The sequence below is a fragment of the Nonomuraea rosea genome (assembly GCF_039539705.1).
GTDB classification, from domain to species: Bacteria; Actinomycetota; Actinomycetes; order Streptosporangiales; family Streptosporangiaceae; genus Nonomuraea; species Nonomuraea rosea.
In genome coordinates, this window is the sequence record NZ_BAABDQ010000043.1 from 24,724 (window position 1) to 39,986 (window position 15,263).

Sequence of the window (15,263 nt, forward strand, 5' to 3'; positions counted from 1 at the left end):
CTGCCCACCCCTCCCCCTGGGTGCGGGGACTCCTGTGCCTGCCCGGCGTACCGCCTTCGATGGAGGCTCGACGCGAAGGAGATGGGATTCATGCCGCATTTCGTACGCACGCTGGGAGCGGTGCTCGCCGGTGCCGCGCTCATGTTCTCGGGAACGCCCGGCCCCGGCGGCGCGGCGATCGGCTGGGCGCCGTGCGCCGGTGACAGGACGGCGGAGTGCGGCAGCCTGCGTGTCCCGATCGACTGGGCCCGGCCGGACGGCGCGACGTTCGGGCTCGCGGTGGCCCGGCGCAAGGCCACGGACCCGCGACGGCGCATCGGCGTCCTCGTGGCGAACATCGGGGGCGGCGCGGGAACCGGTTTCGTCCAAGCCGAGGCGGGCGCCTATTTCGGGAAGGAGATCCTGGCCAGGTTCGACGTGGTGGGCATCGACCCGCGGGGCACCGGGGGCAGCCGGCCGGTGCGGTGCTCGGCTGACATCGTACGAAAAGAGCCGATTCCGGACCCGCGCGATCAGGCGGACTTCGACCGGCTCAAGGCGTACGCGGCCGAGCTGGCCGCCGACTGCCGTCGCCGTACCGGCCCGGTGGCCGACCACCTCGACTCGCTCAGCGTGGCCCGTGACATCGACGCCGTACGTGCCGCGCTCGGCGAACCCACGCTCAGCTACCACGGCGTGTCCGCGGGGACGCTGGCCGGGCAGCACTACGCCGAGCTGTTCGGGCGGCGCGTCCGCGCCATGTCGCTGGACAGCGTCATCGACCACAGCCTGTCCACCGGACAGCTCCTGCTCGGCCAGGCGGCCAACGCCGAGGACGCGTTCGGCGCGTTCGCCCGCTGGTGCGCCCGCGACCGGGCGTGCGTGCTGCACGGCCGCGACGCCGGGCGGGTCTGGGACGGGCTGATGGCCAGGGCCGACCGCGGCACGCTGCGCGACCCCGCGCTGCCCGGCCGCGTGCTCAGCGCCCTCGACCTGGCCACGGAGGCGCATCTGGGCGGGCTCATGGAGCCGTCCTACCGGTGGCTGGCCGAGCGGATGGCCTCACTGGAGTCGGGCAGGCCGGGCCCGCGAGGCGTCGTGCGCGGGCAGCCGGGTCCCGAGGTGCGGGAGATCGAGCATCCGGCGCCCGCCACCTGCCAGGACTGGCGGCTGGAGATCCCCGACCACCGGCGGTTCGCCGCCTACGCCGAGCGGATGCGGCGGGTGGCCCCGCACCTGCGGACGCAGCCGGACACGCAGGCGTTCGCGCTGGCCTGCGCGGTGTGGCCGGTCGAGCCGGGCAATCCGCAGCATCGTCTCAGGATCGGCGACGGCACGCCCCCGATCCTGCTGATCAACGCGCGGCATGACCCGGCCGCCGGGCACGGATGGGCGGTCAGCGTCCGCGGGCAGCTTGGGCGGGGTGCGGCGCTGGTGACGTACGAGGGCGGGGGTCATGGCGTCTACCAGCGCACCTCGTGCACCCGGCGGGTGGTCGACGACTACCTGCTGCTCCTGCGCGTGCCGGTGGCCCCTTGCTGAGCCCGCGGTTGCGTACATCCGTCTCGTCTGCGTACAGTGTGCGCATCGACGGAACGTCGTACGCATCTGAGGAGAGAATCATGACCTTCGACCTTGCCCACTGGCAGGCCCGCTTCGACGAGCTGGCCGCCGCCAACCACGTGCCCGGCGCGACCCTGGCGGTCCTCGCCGGCGGGCGGATCCACGAGCTGGCCACCGGCGTCCTGCACCGGGGAACCGGCGTGGCGGCCACGCCCGACTCCGTTTTCCAGCTCGGCTCGATCACCAAGGTCTACACCGCCACCTTGATCATGCAGCTTGTCGAATCGGGTGAGCTCGACCTCGACGCCCGGGTGGCAGACGTGCTGCCGGACTTCGCCGTCGCCGACCCGGAGGCCACCAAGACGGTGACGGTCCGCCAGTTGCTGAGCCACACCAGCGGCATCAGCGGCGACTTCACCCACGACACCGGACGCGGCGACGACTGCCTGGCCCGGTACATCGACGCCTGCACGGTCGTCTCGCAGGACTGCCCGCCCGGCACCGCGAGCTCCTACAGCAGCACCGGCTACAACATCCTGGGCCGCATCATCGAGGTGCTGACCGGCCTGACCTGGGACGCCGCCTTGCGCGAGCGCATCTGCGCGCCGCTCGGCCTGACCAGCACGGTGACGCTGCCCGAGGAGGTGCTGCGCTTCCGCGCCGCGATGGGCCACCTCGGAGAGCCCGGCCGGCTGCCCGACCCGGCGCCGTCGTGGAACCCGCTGCCGCGCTCGGCCGGCCCGTACGGCGGCGGCGCCCTCTGCGCCACGGCCGCCGACGTGGTCAGGTTCGCCCGCACGCACCTCGACGGCGGCGCGGCCCCCGACGGCACCCGCCTGCTCGGGACCGCGACCGCCGAGCGGATGCGGCGCCTGGAGGTCAACGTCCCCGACAAGTGGACGGTCAGCTCCGACGGCTGGGGGCTGGGCTGGACGCTGTACGACTGGTTCGGCGTGCCCGGCTTCGGCCACGACGGCGCGACGATCGGCCAGTACGGCTACCTGCGCGTCGCACCGGAGTCCGGCGTCATCATGGTCCTGCTGACCAACGGCGGCGGCGCGCGCCAGCTCTACTCCGAGCTGTTCCACGAGCTGTGGGACCAGGTGGCCGGCATCCAGGTGCCCGCCCCCTTCGGGCCGCCCGAGCAGCCTGCCGCGGTCGACTTCGCGCCGCTCGTCGGCACCTACCGGCGCGAGGGCGTCGCCATCCACGTCAGCGAGCGCGAGGGGACGCCGCATCTGGTGTACGAGTTCATCGACGGCATGAAGGACCTGTCGCCGCCCATCGAGGCCGACCTCGTGCCGCTGTCGCAGACGGTCTACGCGGCGGCGGGCACCGGGGCCTTCAGCGACGACTGGATGCCGGTGGTGTTCTCGACCCTGTCGAACGGGACGGGCTGCGTCTACGTCGGACTGCGCGCCACCCCGAAGATCACCTGACCGGACGGCTCGAATCGGGTGGACAGGCGCGGAAGATGTGCTCCGCGACCTCCTGGATCGACCTGCCATCCGTGTCGATGCGCACGTCGCCGGCGCCCTCCCGGTCGAGTGCCGCGGCGTCGGCCGCCGCCCGCTCCGCGACCCGGTGCAGCGCGGCGGGGTCGAGGCCCTTCAGCTCGTCGCCCGGCAGCGCCGGTCCGCCTCCCCCGCCGCGCAGCGCGACGCGTTCGGCCAGCGTGGCGGGGCCGGCGTGCAGGCGTACCACGGTCAGCGCCGCCTCGGGCAGCAGTTCGGCGTAGCGGCGTACGGTCTCGTCACGGTCGGCGTCGCCGGAGACGACCAGGCAGCGGGCGCCCGCCGCGAGGTGCCCGGCCCAGACGGCCGCGAGGTTGCGGGCCTTGAGCAGGTGGTCGCCGGTGCCCGGTCGTAGGGCGCCGATCTGCTTGAGATCGACATAGGCGGCCGGTACGCCGGAGCGTACGAGCTGGGAGAAGGCCTCGTACCCGGCCGTGGACTTGCCGGCCGCCGTGGCGCCGGAGATCCACAGCACCCGGGCTGGGTCCAGCACCGGTGCGCTGGGCACGAGATCGCCAGACGCGCCAGGAGCGGCGGCGAGGCCCGCTCGGTTGAGGACCAGTTCGGCTGACTTTGCGACGGTGAGGCCGCTGGTGTCCACGCACAGGTCCGCGAACCCCGTGCCGTCCAGTCCCTCGGCCTCCGCGACGGCGTCCGCCACCAGGTCGGGACGCCAGCCCCGGCCGAGGAAGCGTTCCTTGAGCTCGGCCGGCTCCACGCGCAACCGGCACACCGTCAGCGCGGCGTCCGGGAGCAGCTTCGCGTACTCCGCGATCTCCTCCGGCGAGTCGACGAACCCCGACAGCACCACGCACCGCGCGCCCGCCAGCCGGAAGTTGGGCCACATCGCCGCGAGGTTCCGTGCCCGGAGGTGGTGCGTGCCGCTCTCGGGGAGCGGCACGCAGAGGCTGATCTGGTCGGCGTCCACGAACGCCGTTCTGACCCCGGCCCGGCCGAGCCGGCTGGAGACCTCCCAGCCGAGGGACGACTTCCCGACCCCCGACGGCCCGCACAGCCACAGCAAAGGCAGACGATCACCGCTCATCCGCCGCACGCTAGCGGCCCGCGCCGGCCCCCCGCGAGCGTATTTCCGCCGGCCGGCGGCTCAGCCGGCAGGTGAGACGAACTCGGGCTGGTCGAGCACGCGCAACCAGCTCCCGTCCGGCTGACGCCTGACGACCTGCGCCCGGGCGCCTGATCCGTCCTTGGGCGGGGTCGAGGTGAGCGCGAGGTCGCCGCTGAGCAGCGTCGGCAACGGCGTCTCCGGCTCGAAACGGGGGCCGCCGGCCAGCACCTTCGCCCACAGCGCGCGGATCGCCTCCCGCCCCACCGTCTGGCTGCCCGGCGGGTAGGCCAGCACCGCGTCCTCCTCGTACAGCGCGGCCACCCCGTCGGCGTCCCCGGCGTTGGACCGCTCGACGAACAAGCGGGTGATGTCCTCAGGCCGCATGGCCTTCTCGTACTCCGGCATGGCTGCCTCCAAGCAATCGTTCGGGCTTCAACACCTCCCACCCTGCCAACCGGGCTACCAGAAGTCCAACAGATGGATCGGATGATAACTAGAATCTGGAGTCATGGAACTGAGGCAGCTCGAATACTTCGTCGCCGTGGCCGAGGAGCAGAACTTCACCCGCGCGGCCGAGCGGGTGCACATCAGCCAGTCCGGCGTCAGCGCCCAGATCCGCCAGCTCGAACGCGAGCTCGGAGCCGAGCTGTTCGACCGGTCGGGACGTACGGCCACCCTCACGGTCGCGGGCCTGGCCGCGCTGGAGCACGCCCGCGCCGCGCTCGACGCCGCGGCGGCGGTCGGCCAGGCGGTGGGCGAGGTGACCGAGCTGATCCGGGGGCGGCTCGCGGTGGGGATGGTGACCGGCTGCACGGTCACGCCGCTGTTCGACGCCCTGGCCGCCTTCCACCGGGCGCATCCCGGCGTGCGGCTGTCCCTGCTGGAGGACGGCTCCGACCGGCTCATCGAGTCGGTCCGCGCGGGCGCCCTCGACCTGGCGCTCGTCGGCACCGCGACCGCCCCCGACGGGCTGGAGACCCACACGATCATCAGCGAGCGGCTGGTCGCCGCCGTCCCCGCCGGGCACGCCCTGTCCGGCCGGGACCGGGTCACGCTGGCGGAGCTGAGCGCGTACCCGATCGTGTGCATGCCGGTCGGGACCGGCCTGCGGACGGTGTTCGACCAGGCCTGCGCCGCTCAGGACGTGCGGCCCGTGATCGCGCTGCAGGCCACCGCCGCCGACGCCATCGCCGACCTGGCCGCCCGCGGCATCGCGGTCGCCGTGCTCAGCGAATCGATGGCCGCGCAGTACGGCGACCGGCTCACCGCCCTGGCGATCGACGACGCCACGACGCCCGCCCTGCTCGCGCTGGTCTGGCGCGGCACGCACGGCCCCGCCGTGCGCGAGCTGCTCGCCTACGCCCGCCGCGCCTTCTGACGAGCGCCGACAGTCCGCGTCTGTACGCCGTCAGCCCGCTGTCAGCGGCCACGGCCATCGTCGGATGTGCCCCCAGAACACCCGAAGCGAGAGGCGCATCATGTCGCAGGAGAATCTGTCCGAGTTCGTCGAGGCGGCGGCCAAGGAGTTCGGCATCCCCGGCGTGGCCGTCGGGGTGCTGGCGGGCGGCCGGGAGTTCCACGCCGCCCACGGCGTGACGAGCGTCGACCACCCGTTGCCGGTCGATGAGCGGACGCTGTTCCATCTGGCGTCGGTGACCAAGACGTTCACGGCGACCGCGCTGATGCGGCTCGTCGCGGAGGGCAAGGTGGACCTGGCCGCGCCGGTGCGCCGCTACGTTCCCGAGCTGCGGCTCGCCGACGAGGAGGCCGCGGCGCGGATCACCGTGCTGAACCTGCTCAACCACACCGCCGGCCTCGACTGGAACCTGATCGACGCCGGCGCGGAGGACGGCTCACTGGCCGCGTTCGTGACGAAGCTGGCCGAGCTGCCGCTGATCGCCCCGCCCGGCGCCCGGGCCTCCTACAGCCAGGCCGGCTACAACCTGGCCGGGCGGATCATCGAGAAGGTCACCGGACTGCCGTACGAGAAGGCCGTGGCCGCGCTGGTCCTGGAGCCGGTCGGGCTGTCGAACACCTTCTTCGAGCTGGACGACGTCGTGGTCCGGCGGTTCGCCGTGGGGCACAACCGGGACGAGGACGGGGAGCTGCGGTTCGCGCAGCCGTGGAAGGCGAATCCGGCGCACGCGCGCGGCGACAACCCCGGCGGCGGTATCGCGTCCTCCGTCAGCGACCTGCTGCGCTGGGCCCGCTTCCAGCTCGGCGACGGGGACGGCGTCCTGCCGGCCGGGGCGCTGCGCCAGATGCGCGAGTCGACGATCGAGCTGCGGGCCAGCACGCTCGGGGACGCCTTCGGGATCTGCTGGTTCCTGCGGGACGTGGACGGCGTCCGCACGATCGGGCATGGCGGGTCGGGCAACGGGCAGTTCGCCGAGCTGCTCATCGTGCCGGAGCACGACTTCGCCGTCGTCTCCCTGGCCAACGCCGGCCCGGACGGCTACGCCTTCAACCAGGCCGTCGTCCGCTGGGCGCTCGAACACCACCTCGGCGTCGTTGCGCGCGACCCCGAGCCGATCCCGTACGACGACACGCGCGCGAGCGAGGTCGCCGGCCGCTACGAGAGCGACGCCATGAACCTCGACCTCGCCACCGACGGGCACCGGCTCACCCTCGCGGTCGGGATCAAGCCGGAGCTCCGCCAGGCGTCGGAGGCCGAGATGCCGCCGGATTATCCGCCGGCCGCCATCGGGTTCCTGCCCGGCGACGGCGACGAGTACATCATCACCGAGGGCGGACTGAAGGGGCAGCGCGGCTACTTCAGCCGCGGCGACGGCGGCGCGGTCGTGGGCGTGGACCTCGCCGGCCGGCTGTTCACCCGGGCCACGTCCTGATCGCGTGCGGGGCTCAGCGGGTGAGCAGCTCCCGCAGGGCCTTGGCGATGTCGGCGGGCGCCTCTTCGGCCATGAAATGGCCGCTGGTGACGGTCATGTGCCGGAGATCCCGCGCCCAGGCGCCCCACAGCCCGGCGGCGTCGTAGCCGAGGGCCGCGCCCCAGTCCTGCTGGATCACGGTGACCGGCATCTCCAGCCGCCGCCCCGCGTCCTTGTCGGCCCGGTCGTGCTCGACGTCGATGCCGGCGGAGGCGCGGTAGTCGGCGACGATCGAGGGCACGGCGGCGCGGCAGGCGTCCAGGTACGCGGCCCGTACGCCGGCGGGCACGGCCTGCGGGTCGTTGGCCCAGAGGTCGAGGAAGTGGCCGAAGAACGCGTCCGGGTCGGCCGCGATCATCCGTTCGGGCAGGCCGGGCGGCTGGGCCATCAGGTAGAGGTGGAAGCCGACGGCGGCGCTGGTCCCGTGCAGCACGTCCCACATGTCGAGGGTCGGCAGCACGTCGAGCACGGCCAGGTGGGTGATCGCGGCGGGATGGTCGAGCCCGGCGCGGAAGGCGACCAGCGCGCCGCGGTCGTGCCCGGCCAGCGCGAACCGCTCGTGGCCCAGGGCCCTGGCCAGGGCGACGACGTCGGCGGCCATGGTGCGCTTGGCATAGGTGGACGCGCCGGCTTCCGCGGGCTTGTCGCTCGCGCCGTACCCGCGCAGGTCGGGACAGATCACCGTGTGGTCGGCGGCGAGGTCGGCGGCGACGTGCCGCCACATCAGGTGCGTCTGCGGGAAGCCGTGCAGGAGCACGACGGGGCTCCCCGTGCCGGCGACGGCCGCGTTGAGTGACACGCCGTCGGCGACGGGGACGCGACGGTAGTCGAAGCCTTCGATGACAGGCGCCATGGTTTGCGTCCTTTCCGGTGGATGACCAGGTGTTATCAGCCTGCCGGGCGCCAATGAGCAGCCGATGAGCAATATCGTGGAGGGGTGCGGTTCGGGGTGCTGGGGCCGGTGACGGCCTGGGACGAGGGCGGGAACGCGATCGCGTTGAAGGGGCCGCGGCATCGCGCGGTGCTGGCCCGCCTGATCGTCGCCCGCCGCCGCGTCGTCCCCGTGGACGTGCTCGTCGATGACCTGTGGGTGGATCCGCCGCCGGACGCCGTGGGCGCGGTGCGTACCTTTGTGGCGGCTTTGCGGCGCGCACTCGAGCCTGAGCGCCCGCCGCGCGCCGCGGCCCGGCTGCTGGTCACCGAGGGACCGGGGTACGCGCTGCGCGCCGAGCCTGACGCGGTGGACGCCTGGCGTTTCGAACAGGCGGTGACGGCACCCCTGCGTGGTGGAGAGGCGCCGGCCCGGCTGGCGGAGGCGCTGGGGTGGTGGCGCGGGCCCGCGTACGCGGATTTCGCCGAGGAAGACTGGGCGCGGGCCGAGCGGTCGCGGCTCGCGGAGCTGCGGCTGCAGGCGGTGGAGCGGCGCGCCGAGGCGCTCCTGGCGCTGGGGCGGGCCGCGCAGGCGGTGCCGGACCTCGACGCGCACGTGGCCGGGCATCCGTGGCGCGAGGACGCCTGGCGGCTGCTGGCCCTCGCGCTGTACCGGAGCGGCCGCCAGGGAGACGCGCTGGCGGTGCTGCGCCGGGCACGGACGCTGCTGGTGGAGCAGCTCGGCGTGGACCCGGGGCCGGGCTTGCGCCGCCTGCAGGCCGACATCCTGGCCCAGGCCGCCCACCTCGACGACCAGGGGGCGGGCCGTGGTGACCAGGGATCGGACCTCAGCGACCAGGGGACAAGCCGCGGCGACGCCCATGCTTTTCAGGCGGACCGGGTGTGGGCGCAGGCGGCCGCCGCGTACGACCGCACGGTGGCCGCCGGCGCCAGGGCCCGGCTGGAGTCGACCGTGGGCCTGCTGCGCAACCTGGCGGTGACCGGCGGCGGAGGTCTGGAGGCGGCCCGGCGGCAGCGCCTGGCGGCCGTCACGGCGGCCGAGGAGCTGGGCGACGCGGAGCTGACCGCCCGCGTGATCGGCACGTACGACGTACCGGCGATCTGGACCCGTTCCGACGACCCCGCACAGGCGGCGCAGATCGTGGCGGCGGCGGAGCGCACTCTCGCCGCGCTCCCGCCCGGCACCCACGAGGCCGCCAGGGCCCGGCTGCTGGCCACGATCGCCCTCGAATCGCGCGGCACCCGAGGCGAACGCGGCCCGCAGGCCGCCCGCCAGGCCGAGGAGATCGCCCGGCGGCTGGACGACCCGGCGCTGCTGGTGTTCGCGCTCAACGGGGTGTTCATGCAGACCTTCCACCGGGCAGGGCTGGCGCCGCGCAGGGACGAGATCGGTGCCGAGCTGATCGACCTGTCGGCGCGGCACGGCCTGGTCACCTCCGAGGTGCTCGGGCACCTCATCCGGCTCCAGGCCCGCAGCGCCCTCGCGGACTTCCCCGCCGCCGACCGTCACGCGCTCGCGGCGGAGCGGCTGGCCGAACGGCACGAGCTGCCGCTGGTGGGCGTCTTCACGCAGTGGTACAGGGCGCTTCGGCTGTCCGCCCAAGGGGCGAAACAGGCGGAGTCCGCCTATCGGGCCGCGGCCGCCCAGCTGGACGGCGCCGGGATGCCCGGCCTGCAAAACGGCCTGCTGCCACTCGCCCTCCTGTCCGTGCAGCTGCGACGCCCCCCGAGTACGCGGATCCTGGCCGTCGAGGGGATGGACTGGGGACCCTACGAGCCGCGGATCCTGGCCGACGAGGGCGCGGATCGGGGACTCGGCGAGGGCGCGGATCGGGCGCCCGACGAGAACGCGGACCGGGGACTCGACGAGGGCGCGGACTGGGGACCTTACGAGCCGTGGGTCCGGCCCTTGGCGCTGCTGGCCCAGGGCCGCCGTGACGAGGCCGCGCACGCGCTCGCCCAGGTCCCGGATCCGCCGCGCGACCTGCTGTTCGAGGCCATGTGGTGCCTCACGGGCGAAGCCGCCGTCGCCGTCGGCGACCGGCAGAGGATGGAACGCGCCCGCGACGAGCTGCTCCCGGCGGCGGACGAGCTGGCCGGAGCGGGCAGCGGCGTGCTGACCCTGGGCCCCGTCGCGGATCACCTCGCCGTGCTCGACGCCGCCCTGCGCCGCTGATCGGCCGGGAGTCCTCTTGACTTCGAGCATGCTCTAACTTCTAGCGTCCGCGGTCATGAGGGGTTCAACCATGCAACCGTCCACGACCAGCCGCCGTTACCTGGTGCTCGCGATCTGCTGCGCCAGCGTGATCGCAGTGGTCATGGACATCTCCATCGTCAACGTGGCGCTCCCGGACATCCGCCGTGACCTGCACGCCTCGGTGTCCGGCCTGCAGTGGACGGTCGACGCGTACACCGTGGTCCTGGCCAGCTTCCTGGTGCTGGCCGGATCCACCGCCGACCGGTACGGCCGCCGGCGCGTCTTCCAGATCGGCCTCGCCGCCTTCGGGCTCGGCTCGCTGCTGTGCGGCCTGGCGCCGAGCATCGGCTGGCTGGTCGCCGCGCGGGCGCTGCAGGGCGTCGGCGGCACGATGCTCAACCCCGTGGCGATGGCGATCATCGTCACCGCCTTTCCCGACCAGGCCGAGCGGGCCAGGGCCATCGGCGTGTTCGGCTCGATGACCGGCCTGTCGCTGGCGCTGGGCCCGATACTCGGCGGCGCCCTGGTCGACGGCCTCGGCTGGCACGCCATCTTCTGGATCAACGTGCCGATCGTGGCCGTCGCGCTCGTGTGCACCGCGTTGTTCGTGCCCGAGTCGCGTGCCCCGCGGGCCCGCCGGTTCGACCCGGTGGGCCAGCTCCTGATGATCCTGATGCTGAGCAGCGTCGTCTACGCGATCATCGAGTCCGGCGGCTCGGGCTGGACCTCGCCGGTCGTCCTCGGGCTGCTCGCCGTCGCCGTGCTCAGCGCGCTGGGCATCCTCCTCCACGAGCCGCGCCGCGCGGACCCGCTGCTGGAGCTGCGGCTCTTTCGCAGCGTGCCGTTCAGCGCGGCGATACTGACGGCGATGTGGGGGCTGTGCGGGTTCGGCGCGTTCCTGTTCGTGACCACCCAGTACCTGCAGGAGGTACGCGGCCTGCCGGCGCTCACGGCCGGTCTGTGCCTGCTCCCGGTCGGCGCGCTGGTCATGGTGCTCTCCCCGGTCACCGGCCGGCTGGTCGGCGCGGGCGGTCCCCGGCTGCCGCTCGTGGTCGCCGGGGCCGCGCTGGCACTGGGCGGCGGCGCGTCGCTCTGGCTCCACCCGGCCACGCCGCTGCCCGCCGTGCTCGCGATCTACCTGTTGTTCGGCGTCTTCCTGGGGACGATCAACCCGCCGATCACGAACGCGGCGGTGTCCGGGATGCCGCGCTCGATGGCCGGGGTGGCCGCCTCGCTGGCCTCCGTCGGGCGGCAGACCGGCACCACCCTGGGCGTCGCGATCGCCGGCACGATCGTGGGATCGGCCCCGGCGGGGACGGCGTTCACCGACGCGGAGCACGGCGTGTGGTGGCTGGTGGCCGGGCTGGGCGCCGGCATCGTACTCCTGGCGCTGCTCAGCACCGGGCGCTGGGCGCTGGGCACCGCCGAGCGGGCGGCGGCGCTGTTCGAAGGGGTGGACCGCGATCCTCCGGCAAGGGTCGGCGCCCGCCGGTGACAGCACCACTCGGCCGGAGGGCGGCTTACCGGATACGATGATCAAAGCGTACAAATCCATCGCGAGCTCCTCCATACCGGAGACGAGAGGGACGCCTTGCAGACCCAGGAAGCCGAGATCGACGGACCGGCCGGGCGGATCGCCGTGGCGGACCACGGCGGCGACGGTCCCGACGTGCTGCTGGTGCACGGCGCCAACCGCACGCTGCTCGACTGGGAGCCGCTGCGCCGGGAGCTCCCCGACGCCCGGCTGGTCGCTTACGACCTGCGCGGCCACGGCCGTTCCGACGTCCCCGCCGACGGCGACTACGGCTGGGATGCCCACCTCGCCGACCTCGACGCGGTCGCCGACGCGGTCAAGCTGACCGATCCGTACGTGGTCGGGCACTCCCTCGGCGGGATGATCGCGATATGCCACGGCCGTCGGCGGCCCGAGTGCCCCGGCGTGGTGGACCTCGACGGGTTCGGCGGCGGCGACCCCGCGCTCCACCCGGGAATGCCGCCGCAGGAGGTCGTACGCCGCAGGGCCGCCCAGATCGCCGCGCTGGCATCGGCCCCTTCCGTGCTGAGCGACGAGCAGGTGGCGGCGATCACCGCCCAGGTACGGCAGCGCGCCCAGGCCATGGGCGTGGACCCCGCCCTGGAGGAGGCCGCCACCCGCCGGTCCCTGGCCCCAGAAGACGCCCCAGAAGACGCCTCAGCCTGGCGGCGCAAGCCGAGCCCTGCCGCGCTCACGGAGCTGCTCGCCCCGCTGGACGGATGGAACGTCTTCTCGGTGCTGCGGCAGACCCGCTGCCCGGTGCTCCTCGTCCAGGCCGGTCAGGTGCCGCCCATGGCGCAGCTCCCGGACGAGTTCCGCGAGCTGAACGAGGCCCTCATCGCCGGAATCGCCCAAGAGCTCGCCACCCTGAGCGGCCCCAGGCTGGAGCGCCTGCCGGACGCGGGCCACCTCCTGCACTTGCAGGCCGCCGCCGAGGTGGCCGGCCTCATCCGCACGTTCCTGAAGAGCTAGACCGGAGGAGGCCGGACGGCGCTTCGTGAGATGATCGCGATCATGAACGGTATCCCAGGCCACGGCCGCCGCGGCTCGCGCGCGATGGCCACCCCCGCCCCTGCTCCCGCCGGTGTCCCTGTGGTGCCTGGCCACGCCGCCGTCCCGATCGAGTGCTGAGCATGCGCGGCACGCACAAGACCCCTGCCCTGGAGCCCGGCTCCCTGCTCGCCGGCGTCGGTCCCACCATGGACCGGCGCAAGGACGCCGCCACGCCGCCCGCCCCGAGCGTGCGCAGCGTCGGAGAGATCACCGGGCTGCGGCCGCACCGCCTGCCCCGCGACGGCGGCGAGGTGCCCGGCGCCGACGTGGACCTGGTCGACGCCCTGGACCCGCTGACCTGGCGCACGGTCGCCGCCTGGCTCCAGGACCGGCCCGCCGCGGGCACCCGGCAGAGCCGCCTGCAGGTCATGGCCTCGTTCCTGCGCTGGCTGCACCTCGTGGAGCCGGCGCTCGACCCGCTCGCGGCCACCGGCGCCCACCTCGACGCCTACTGCGACGCCGCGCTCACCGGCGCGCTCAGCACCGGCGTGCGCTCCCCCGGCAAACCCCTGTCGAGCGCGACCGTGACCAGGAAACGCAACGCCCTGTCCGCGTTCTACGCCTTCGCCTGGCAGAGCGGCGCCGTACGGGACAACCGCGCCGCGGGCACCCCGGCGGCACAGGACGCCTCCGGCCTGCGCGCAATCACCCGCGAAGAACGGCGGCTGCTGCGCCGCGGCGTCGCCCACCTGGCCGCTGACGGCCGGTCCGCCGAGGCCGCCGCCGTCGCGCTGCTCGACGGCACCGGCGCCGCACCCGGCGCACTGGCCAGGCTCACCCTGCAGGACACCCGCACCCTGCCGGCCGGCAACGAAGCCGATCCCGTCATCGTCACCCTGCCCGACCGGCGCGGCGACCTTGTGGCGTTCCCGATCCCCGCACTGGCCCGCCCGCTGCTGCGCAGGCTGAGCGTCGGTCTGTCGGCCGCGGACCCGCTGCTCAGGCAGGACGACGGCCAGCCGGCCGACTCCGAGTGGATCACCGTCGCGCTCACCCACGCCGCGCTCGCCGGCGGCATCCCCGAGGGCCGGGCACGGCTGCTGCGCCCGCACATGCTGCGCGCCACCACGATCGCCGAGCTCCTCCACGACGCGGGGGCGCATGCCAGGTAGAGCACTCAGCCGGACCGCGCTTCGGCGGCGCGGTCCCCGCTCTGCCCGGCTCGCCAGGCCCACCAGACCAGCGCCGCCGTCAGCGCCATGAGCAGCCAGGGCACGACATTCGCGCGTACGACCTCCACCAGCCACTCCTGGGCGCCGGGCGGCTGGCCGGCCTGCCGGGCTGGAAGGTAGGCCAGCGACAGCAGGATCACCCTGGCCGTCATGAAAGCGGCCAGCACCGGGTGAAAAGCCAGCGCCAGCAGCGCGAAGGCCAGCCCGTCGTACCAGGGCAGTGCGTACGGGGCGGCGAACAGCCAGGCCACCGTCACCGCCACGGCCACCTCGGCGGCCTGCAGCGCAGCCCGGGAGAAGACGCGGACCAGCAGCACGGCCAGCCCGGCGAACAGCAGCAGCGACCCCACCTGGATCCACACCGTGTACGCGCCCGGCCCGAAGGCCTGCTGCAGCCCTCGTTTGACCAGGCTCCACGGAACGGCCAGGGAGACCCGGCGGCCGGCGGCCCCGACCTGGTCGAACGCCTGCGGCCCGGCCAGGGCGTAGACGATCCCGGCGGCCGCGACCGCGCTCCCCGCCACGACGGCCAGGGTGCGGGGCGAGCGGCGCAGCTCCCAGGCCGGGCCGAGCGCCACCAGCCCCGCCGTCGCCTTGACGCCGACGCCCAGCCCCAGCAGCAGCCCCGACCGGACAGGCCGCCCGGCCGCGCCGCACACCAGGGCGGCCACCATGCACAGGATGGCCAGGGTGTCGACGTGCATGCCCGCGGCCAGCTGGTAGATCAGCAACGGGTTGACGGCCCACAGCAGCGCCACCTGCCGCCGCCGCGTGCCGTCAGCCGCGCTCCGGTACAGCAGCAGGCCGGTGACGATGTACGCGGCCGCGTTGACAACCGCCAGCACGAACACGATCAGCCGTACGGAGTCCCCGCCCACCAGCGCCGCCACCGCCTGCACCGCCGTGGCGACCGGCCCGTAGACGCTGGTGACACCGCCCCATTCCGCCACCGCTCCGGTCACCGGGTCGCCCGGGAGCCCGTCCGGCGGCACCGTGTACGGGTCGTACCCGAGTGCGGCCAGCCGCCCGTAGGCGGCGTAGTTGAGGTGATCGGCCGACCCCGACGGCGGCAGGAACGCCAGCACCGCCACCGCCGCGATCCCGGCGGCCAGCCACAGATCGGCCCGGAACGTCCAGCCGCGGGCCAGCGCCGCCAGCCCGGCGGCCAGCCCCGCGCCGCCCAGCGTCACCGCCGCCGCGCCGAGCGCGATGACCAGGTATCCCCCGGGGTGGACGGCGAGCGAGAACGGCGGTTGCCAGGACGGGCCGGCCAGGGGCGGCACCATGGCGGACGGGCCCAGCGCGCCGATGAGGATCGTCAGCAGCACCGAGGCCGCGATCCCGGCCGTCGCCACCCGCCCCAACCGCCCGGCCTTCCCGGAGTCGCGTGTCACCCCTGCATCTCA

Annotated in this window: 12 protein-coding genes; 8 read left to right on the forward strand and 4 right to left on the reverse strand. The window is 74.1% G+C overall.

The features are described from left to right. Positions 1-90 precede the first annotated feature (90 nt). Positions 91-1,521, forward strand: coding sequence for an alpha/beta hydrolase (locus ABEA43_RS54660; RefSeq protein ID WP_345574949.1), 1,431 nt, complete (start codon positions 91-93; stop codon positions 1,519-1,521). Between the two features lie 80 nt (positions 1,522-1,601). After that, a complete protein-coding gene (locus ABEA43_RS54665) occupies positions 1,602-2,981 on the forward strand; it encodes a serine hydrolase domain-containing protein (RefSeq protein WP_345574951.1) in 1,380 nt (459 codons plus the stop codon). Here ABEA43_RS54665 and ABEA43_RS54670 read toward each other — a convergent pair. Both ABEA43_RS54670 and ABEA43_RS54675 read right to left on the reverse strand, forming a co-directional pair. Further along, complete coding sequence (locus ABEA43_RS54670; RefSeq protein WP_345574953.1) at positions 2,974-4,101, reverse strand: hypothetical protein; 1,128 nt, start codon at positions 4,099-4,101, stop codon at positions 2,974-2,976. The genes ABEA43_RS54665 and ABEA43_RS54670 overlap by 8 nt on opposite strands. 60 nt (positions 4,102-4,161) lie before the next feature. Then, entirely contained in the window at positions 4,162-4,527 is a 366-nt protein-coding gene (locus ABEA43_RS54675; RefSeq protein ID WP_345574955.1) for a YybH family protein, read from the reverse strand. Between the two features lie 103 nt (positions 4,528-4,630). On the opposite strand from ABEA43_RS54675, the gene ABEA43_RS54680 reads away from it, so the two are divergent. Next, a complete protein-coding gene (locus tag ABEA43_RS54680) occupies positions 4,631-5,500 on the forward strand; it encodes a LysR family transcriptional regulator (RefSeq protein ID WP_345574957.1) in 870 nt (289 codons plus the stop codon). A gap of 100 nt (positions 5,501-5,600) precedes the next feature. Continuing rightward, positions 5,601-6,971 carry a serine hydrolase domain-containing protein gene (locus ABEA43_RS54685; RefSeq protein WP_345574959.1) on the forward strand — a complete coding sequence of 457 codons (1,371 nt, stop codon included), beginning with the start codon at positions 5,601-5,603 and terminating at the stop codon, positions 6,969-6,971. A gap of 13 nt (positions 6,972-6,984) precedes the next feature. Here the strand turns inward: ABEA43_RS54685 and ABEA43_RS54690 are convergent, their stop codons facing one another. Continuing rightward, positions 6,985-7,863 carry an alpha/beta fold hydrolase gene (locus tag ABEA43_RS54690; RefSeq protein WP_345574962.1) on the reverse strand — a complete coding sequence of 293 codons (879 nt, stop codon included), beginning with the start codon at positions 7,861-7,863 and terminating at the stop codon, positions 6,985-6,987. Positions 7,864-7,947: 84 nt separating this feature from the next. Between ABEA43_RS54690 and ABEA43_RS54695 the strand changes: the two genes are divergently transcribed. The 4 genes from ABEA43_RS54695 to ABEA43_RS54710 all read left to right on the forward strand — a co-directional run bounded on the left by ABEA43_RS54695 (position 7,948) and on the right by ABEA43_RS54710 (position 13,797). Continuing rightward, positions 7,948-10,077: an AfsR/SARP family transcriptional regulator gene (locus ABEA43_RS54695; RefSeq protein WP_345574965.1), complete on the forward strand. Its 2,130-nt coding sequence runs from the start codon at positions 7,948-7,950 to the stop codon at positions 10,075-10,077. Positions 10,078-10,147: 70 nt separating this feature from the next. Beyond that, positions 10,148-11,593, forward strand: a complete 1,446-nt coding sequence (locus ABEA43_RS54700) for a DHA2 family efflux MFS transporter permease subunit (RefSeq protein ID WP_345574968.1) — start codon at positions 10,148-10,150, stop codon at positions 11,591-11,593. A 96-nt stretch (positions 11,594-11,689) separates the two neighbouring features. Beyond that, a complete protein-coding gene (locus ABEA43_RS54705; protein WP_345574970.1) occupies positions 11,690-12,604 on the forward strand; it encodes an alpha/beta fold hydrolase in 915 nt (304 codons plus the stop codon). Positions 12,605-12,765: 161 nt separating this feature from the next. After that, the gene (locus tag ABEA43_RS54710) at positions 12,766-13,797 is read left to right on the forward strand and encodes a hypothetical protein (RefSeq protein WP_345574972.1); all 1,032 of its coding nucleotides are present in this window, start codon (positions 12,766-12,768) and stop codon (positions 13,795-13,797) included. A 5-nt stretch (positions 13,798-13,802) separates the two neighbouring features. Here ABEA43_RS54710 and ABEA43_RS54715 read toward each other — a convergent pair whose 3' ends face one another. Continuing rightward, on the reverse strand, positions 13,803-15,251 hold the full coding sequence (locus ABEA43_RS54715; RefSeq protein WP_345574974.1) for an MptA/MptB family glycosyltransferase: 1,449 nt from the start codon (positions 15,249-15,251) through the stop codon (positions 13,803-13,805). Positions 15,252-15,263 lie beyond the last annotated feature (12 nt).

What these genes read in the sequence shown, in the direction of transcription:
- ABEA43_RS54660 (WP_345574949.1), top strand. Translation starts at nt 91, where the DNA reads ATGCCGCATTTCGTACGCACGCTGGGAGCGGTGCTCGCCGGTGCCGCG.
- ABEA43_RS54665 (WP_345574951.1), top strand. Translation starts at nt 1,602, where the DNA reads ATGACCTTCGACCTTGCCCACTGGCAGGCCCGCTTCGACGAGCTGGCC.
- ABEA43_RS54670 (WP_345574953.1), bottom strand. Translation starts at nt 4,101, where the DNA reads ATGAGCGGTGATCGTCTGCCTTTGCTGTGGCTGTGCGGGCCGTCGGGG.
- ABEA43_RS54675 (WP_345574955.1), bottom strand. Translation starts at nt 4,527, where the DNA reads ATGCCGGAGTACGAGAAGGCCATGCGGCCTGAGGACATCACCCGCTTG.
- ABEA43_RS54680 (WP_345574957.1), top strand. Translation starts at nt 4,631, where the DNA reads ATGGAACTGAGGCAGCTCGAATACTTCGTCGCCGTGGCCGAGGAGCAG.
- ABEA43_RS54685 (WP_345574959.1), top strand. Translation starts at nt 5,601, where the DNA reads ATGTCGCAGGAGAATCTGTCCGAGTTCGTCGAGGCGGCGGCCAAGGAG.
- ABEA43_RS54690 (WP_345574962.1), bottom strand. Translation starts at nt 7,863, where the DNA reads ATGGCGCCTGTCATCGAAGGCTTCGACTACCGTCGCGTCCCCGTCGCC.
- ABEA43_RS54700 (WP_345574968.1), top strand. Translation starts at nt 10,148, where the DNA reads ATGCAACCGTCCACGACCAGCCGCCGTTACCTGGTGCTCGCGATCTGC.
- ABEA43_RS54710 (WP_345574972.1), top strand. Translation starts at nt 12,766, where the DNA reads ATGCGCGGCACGCACAAGACCCCTGCCCTGGAGCCCGGCTCCCTGCTC.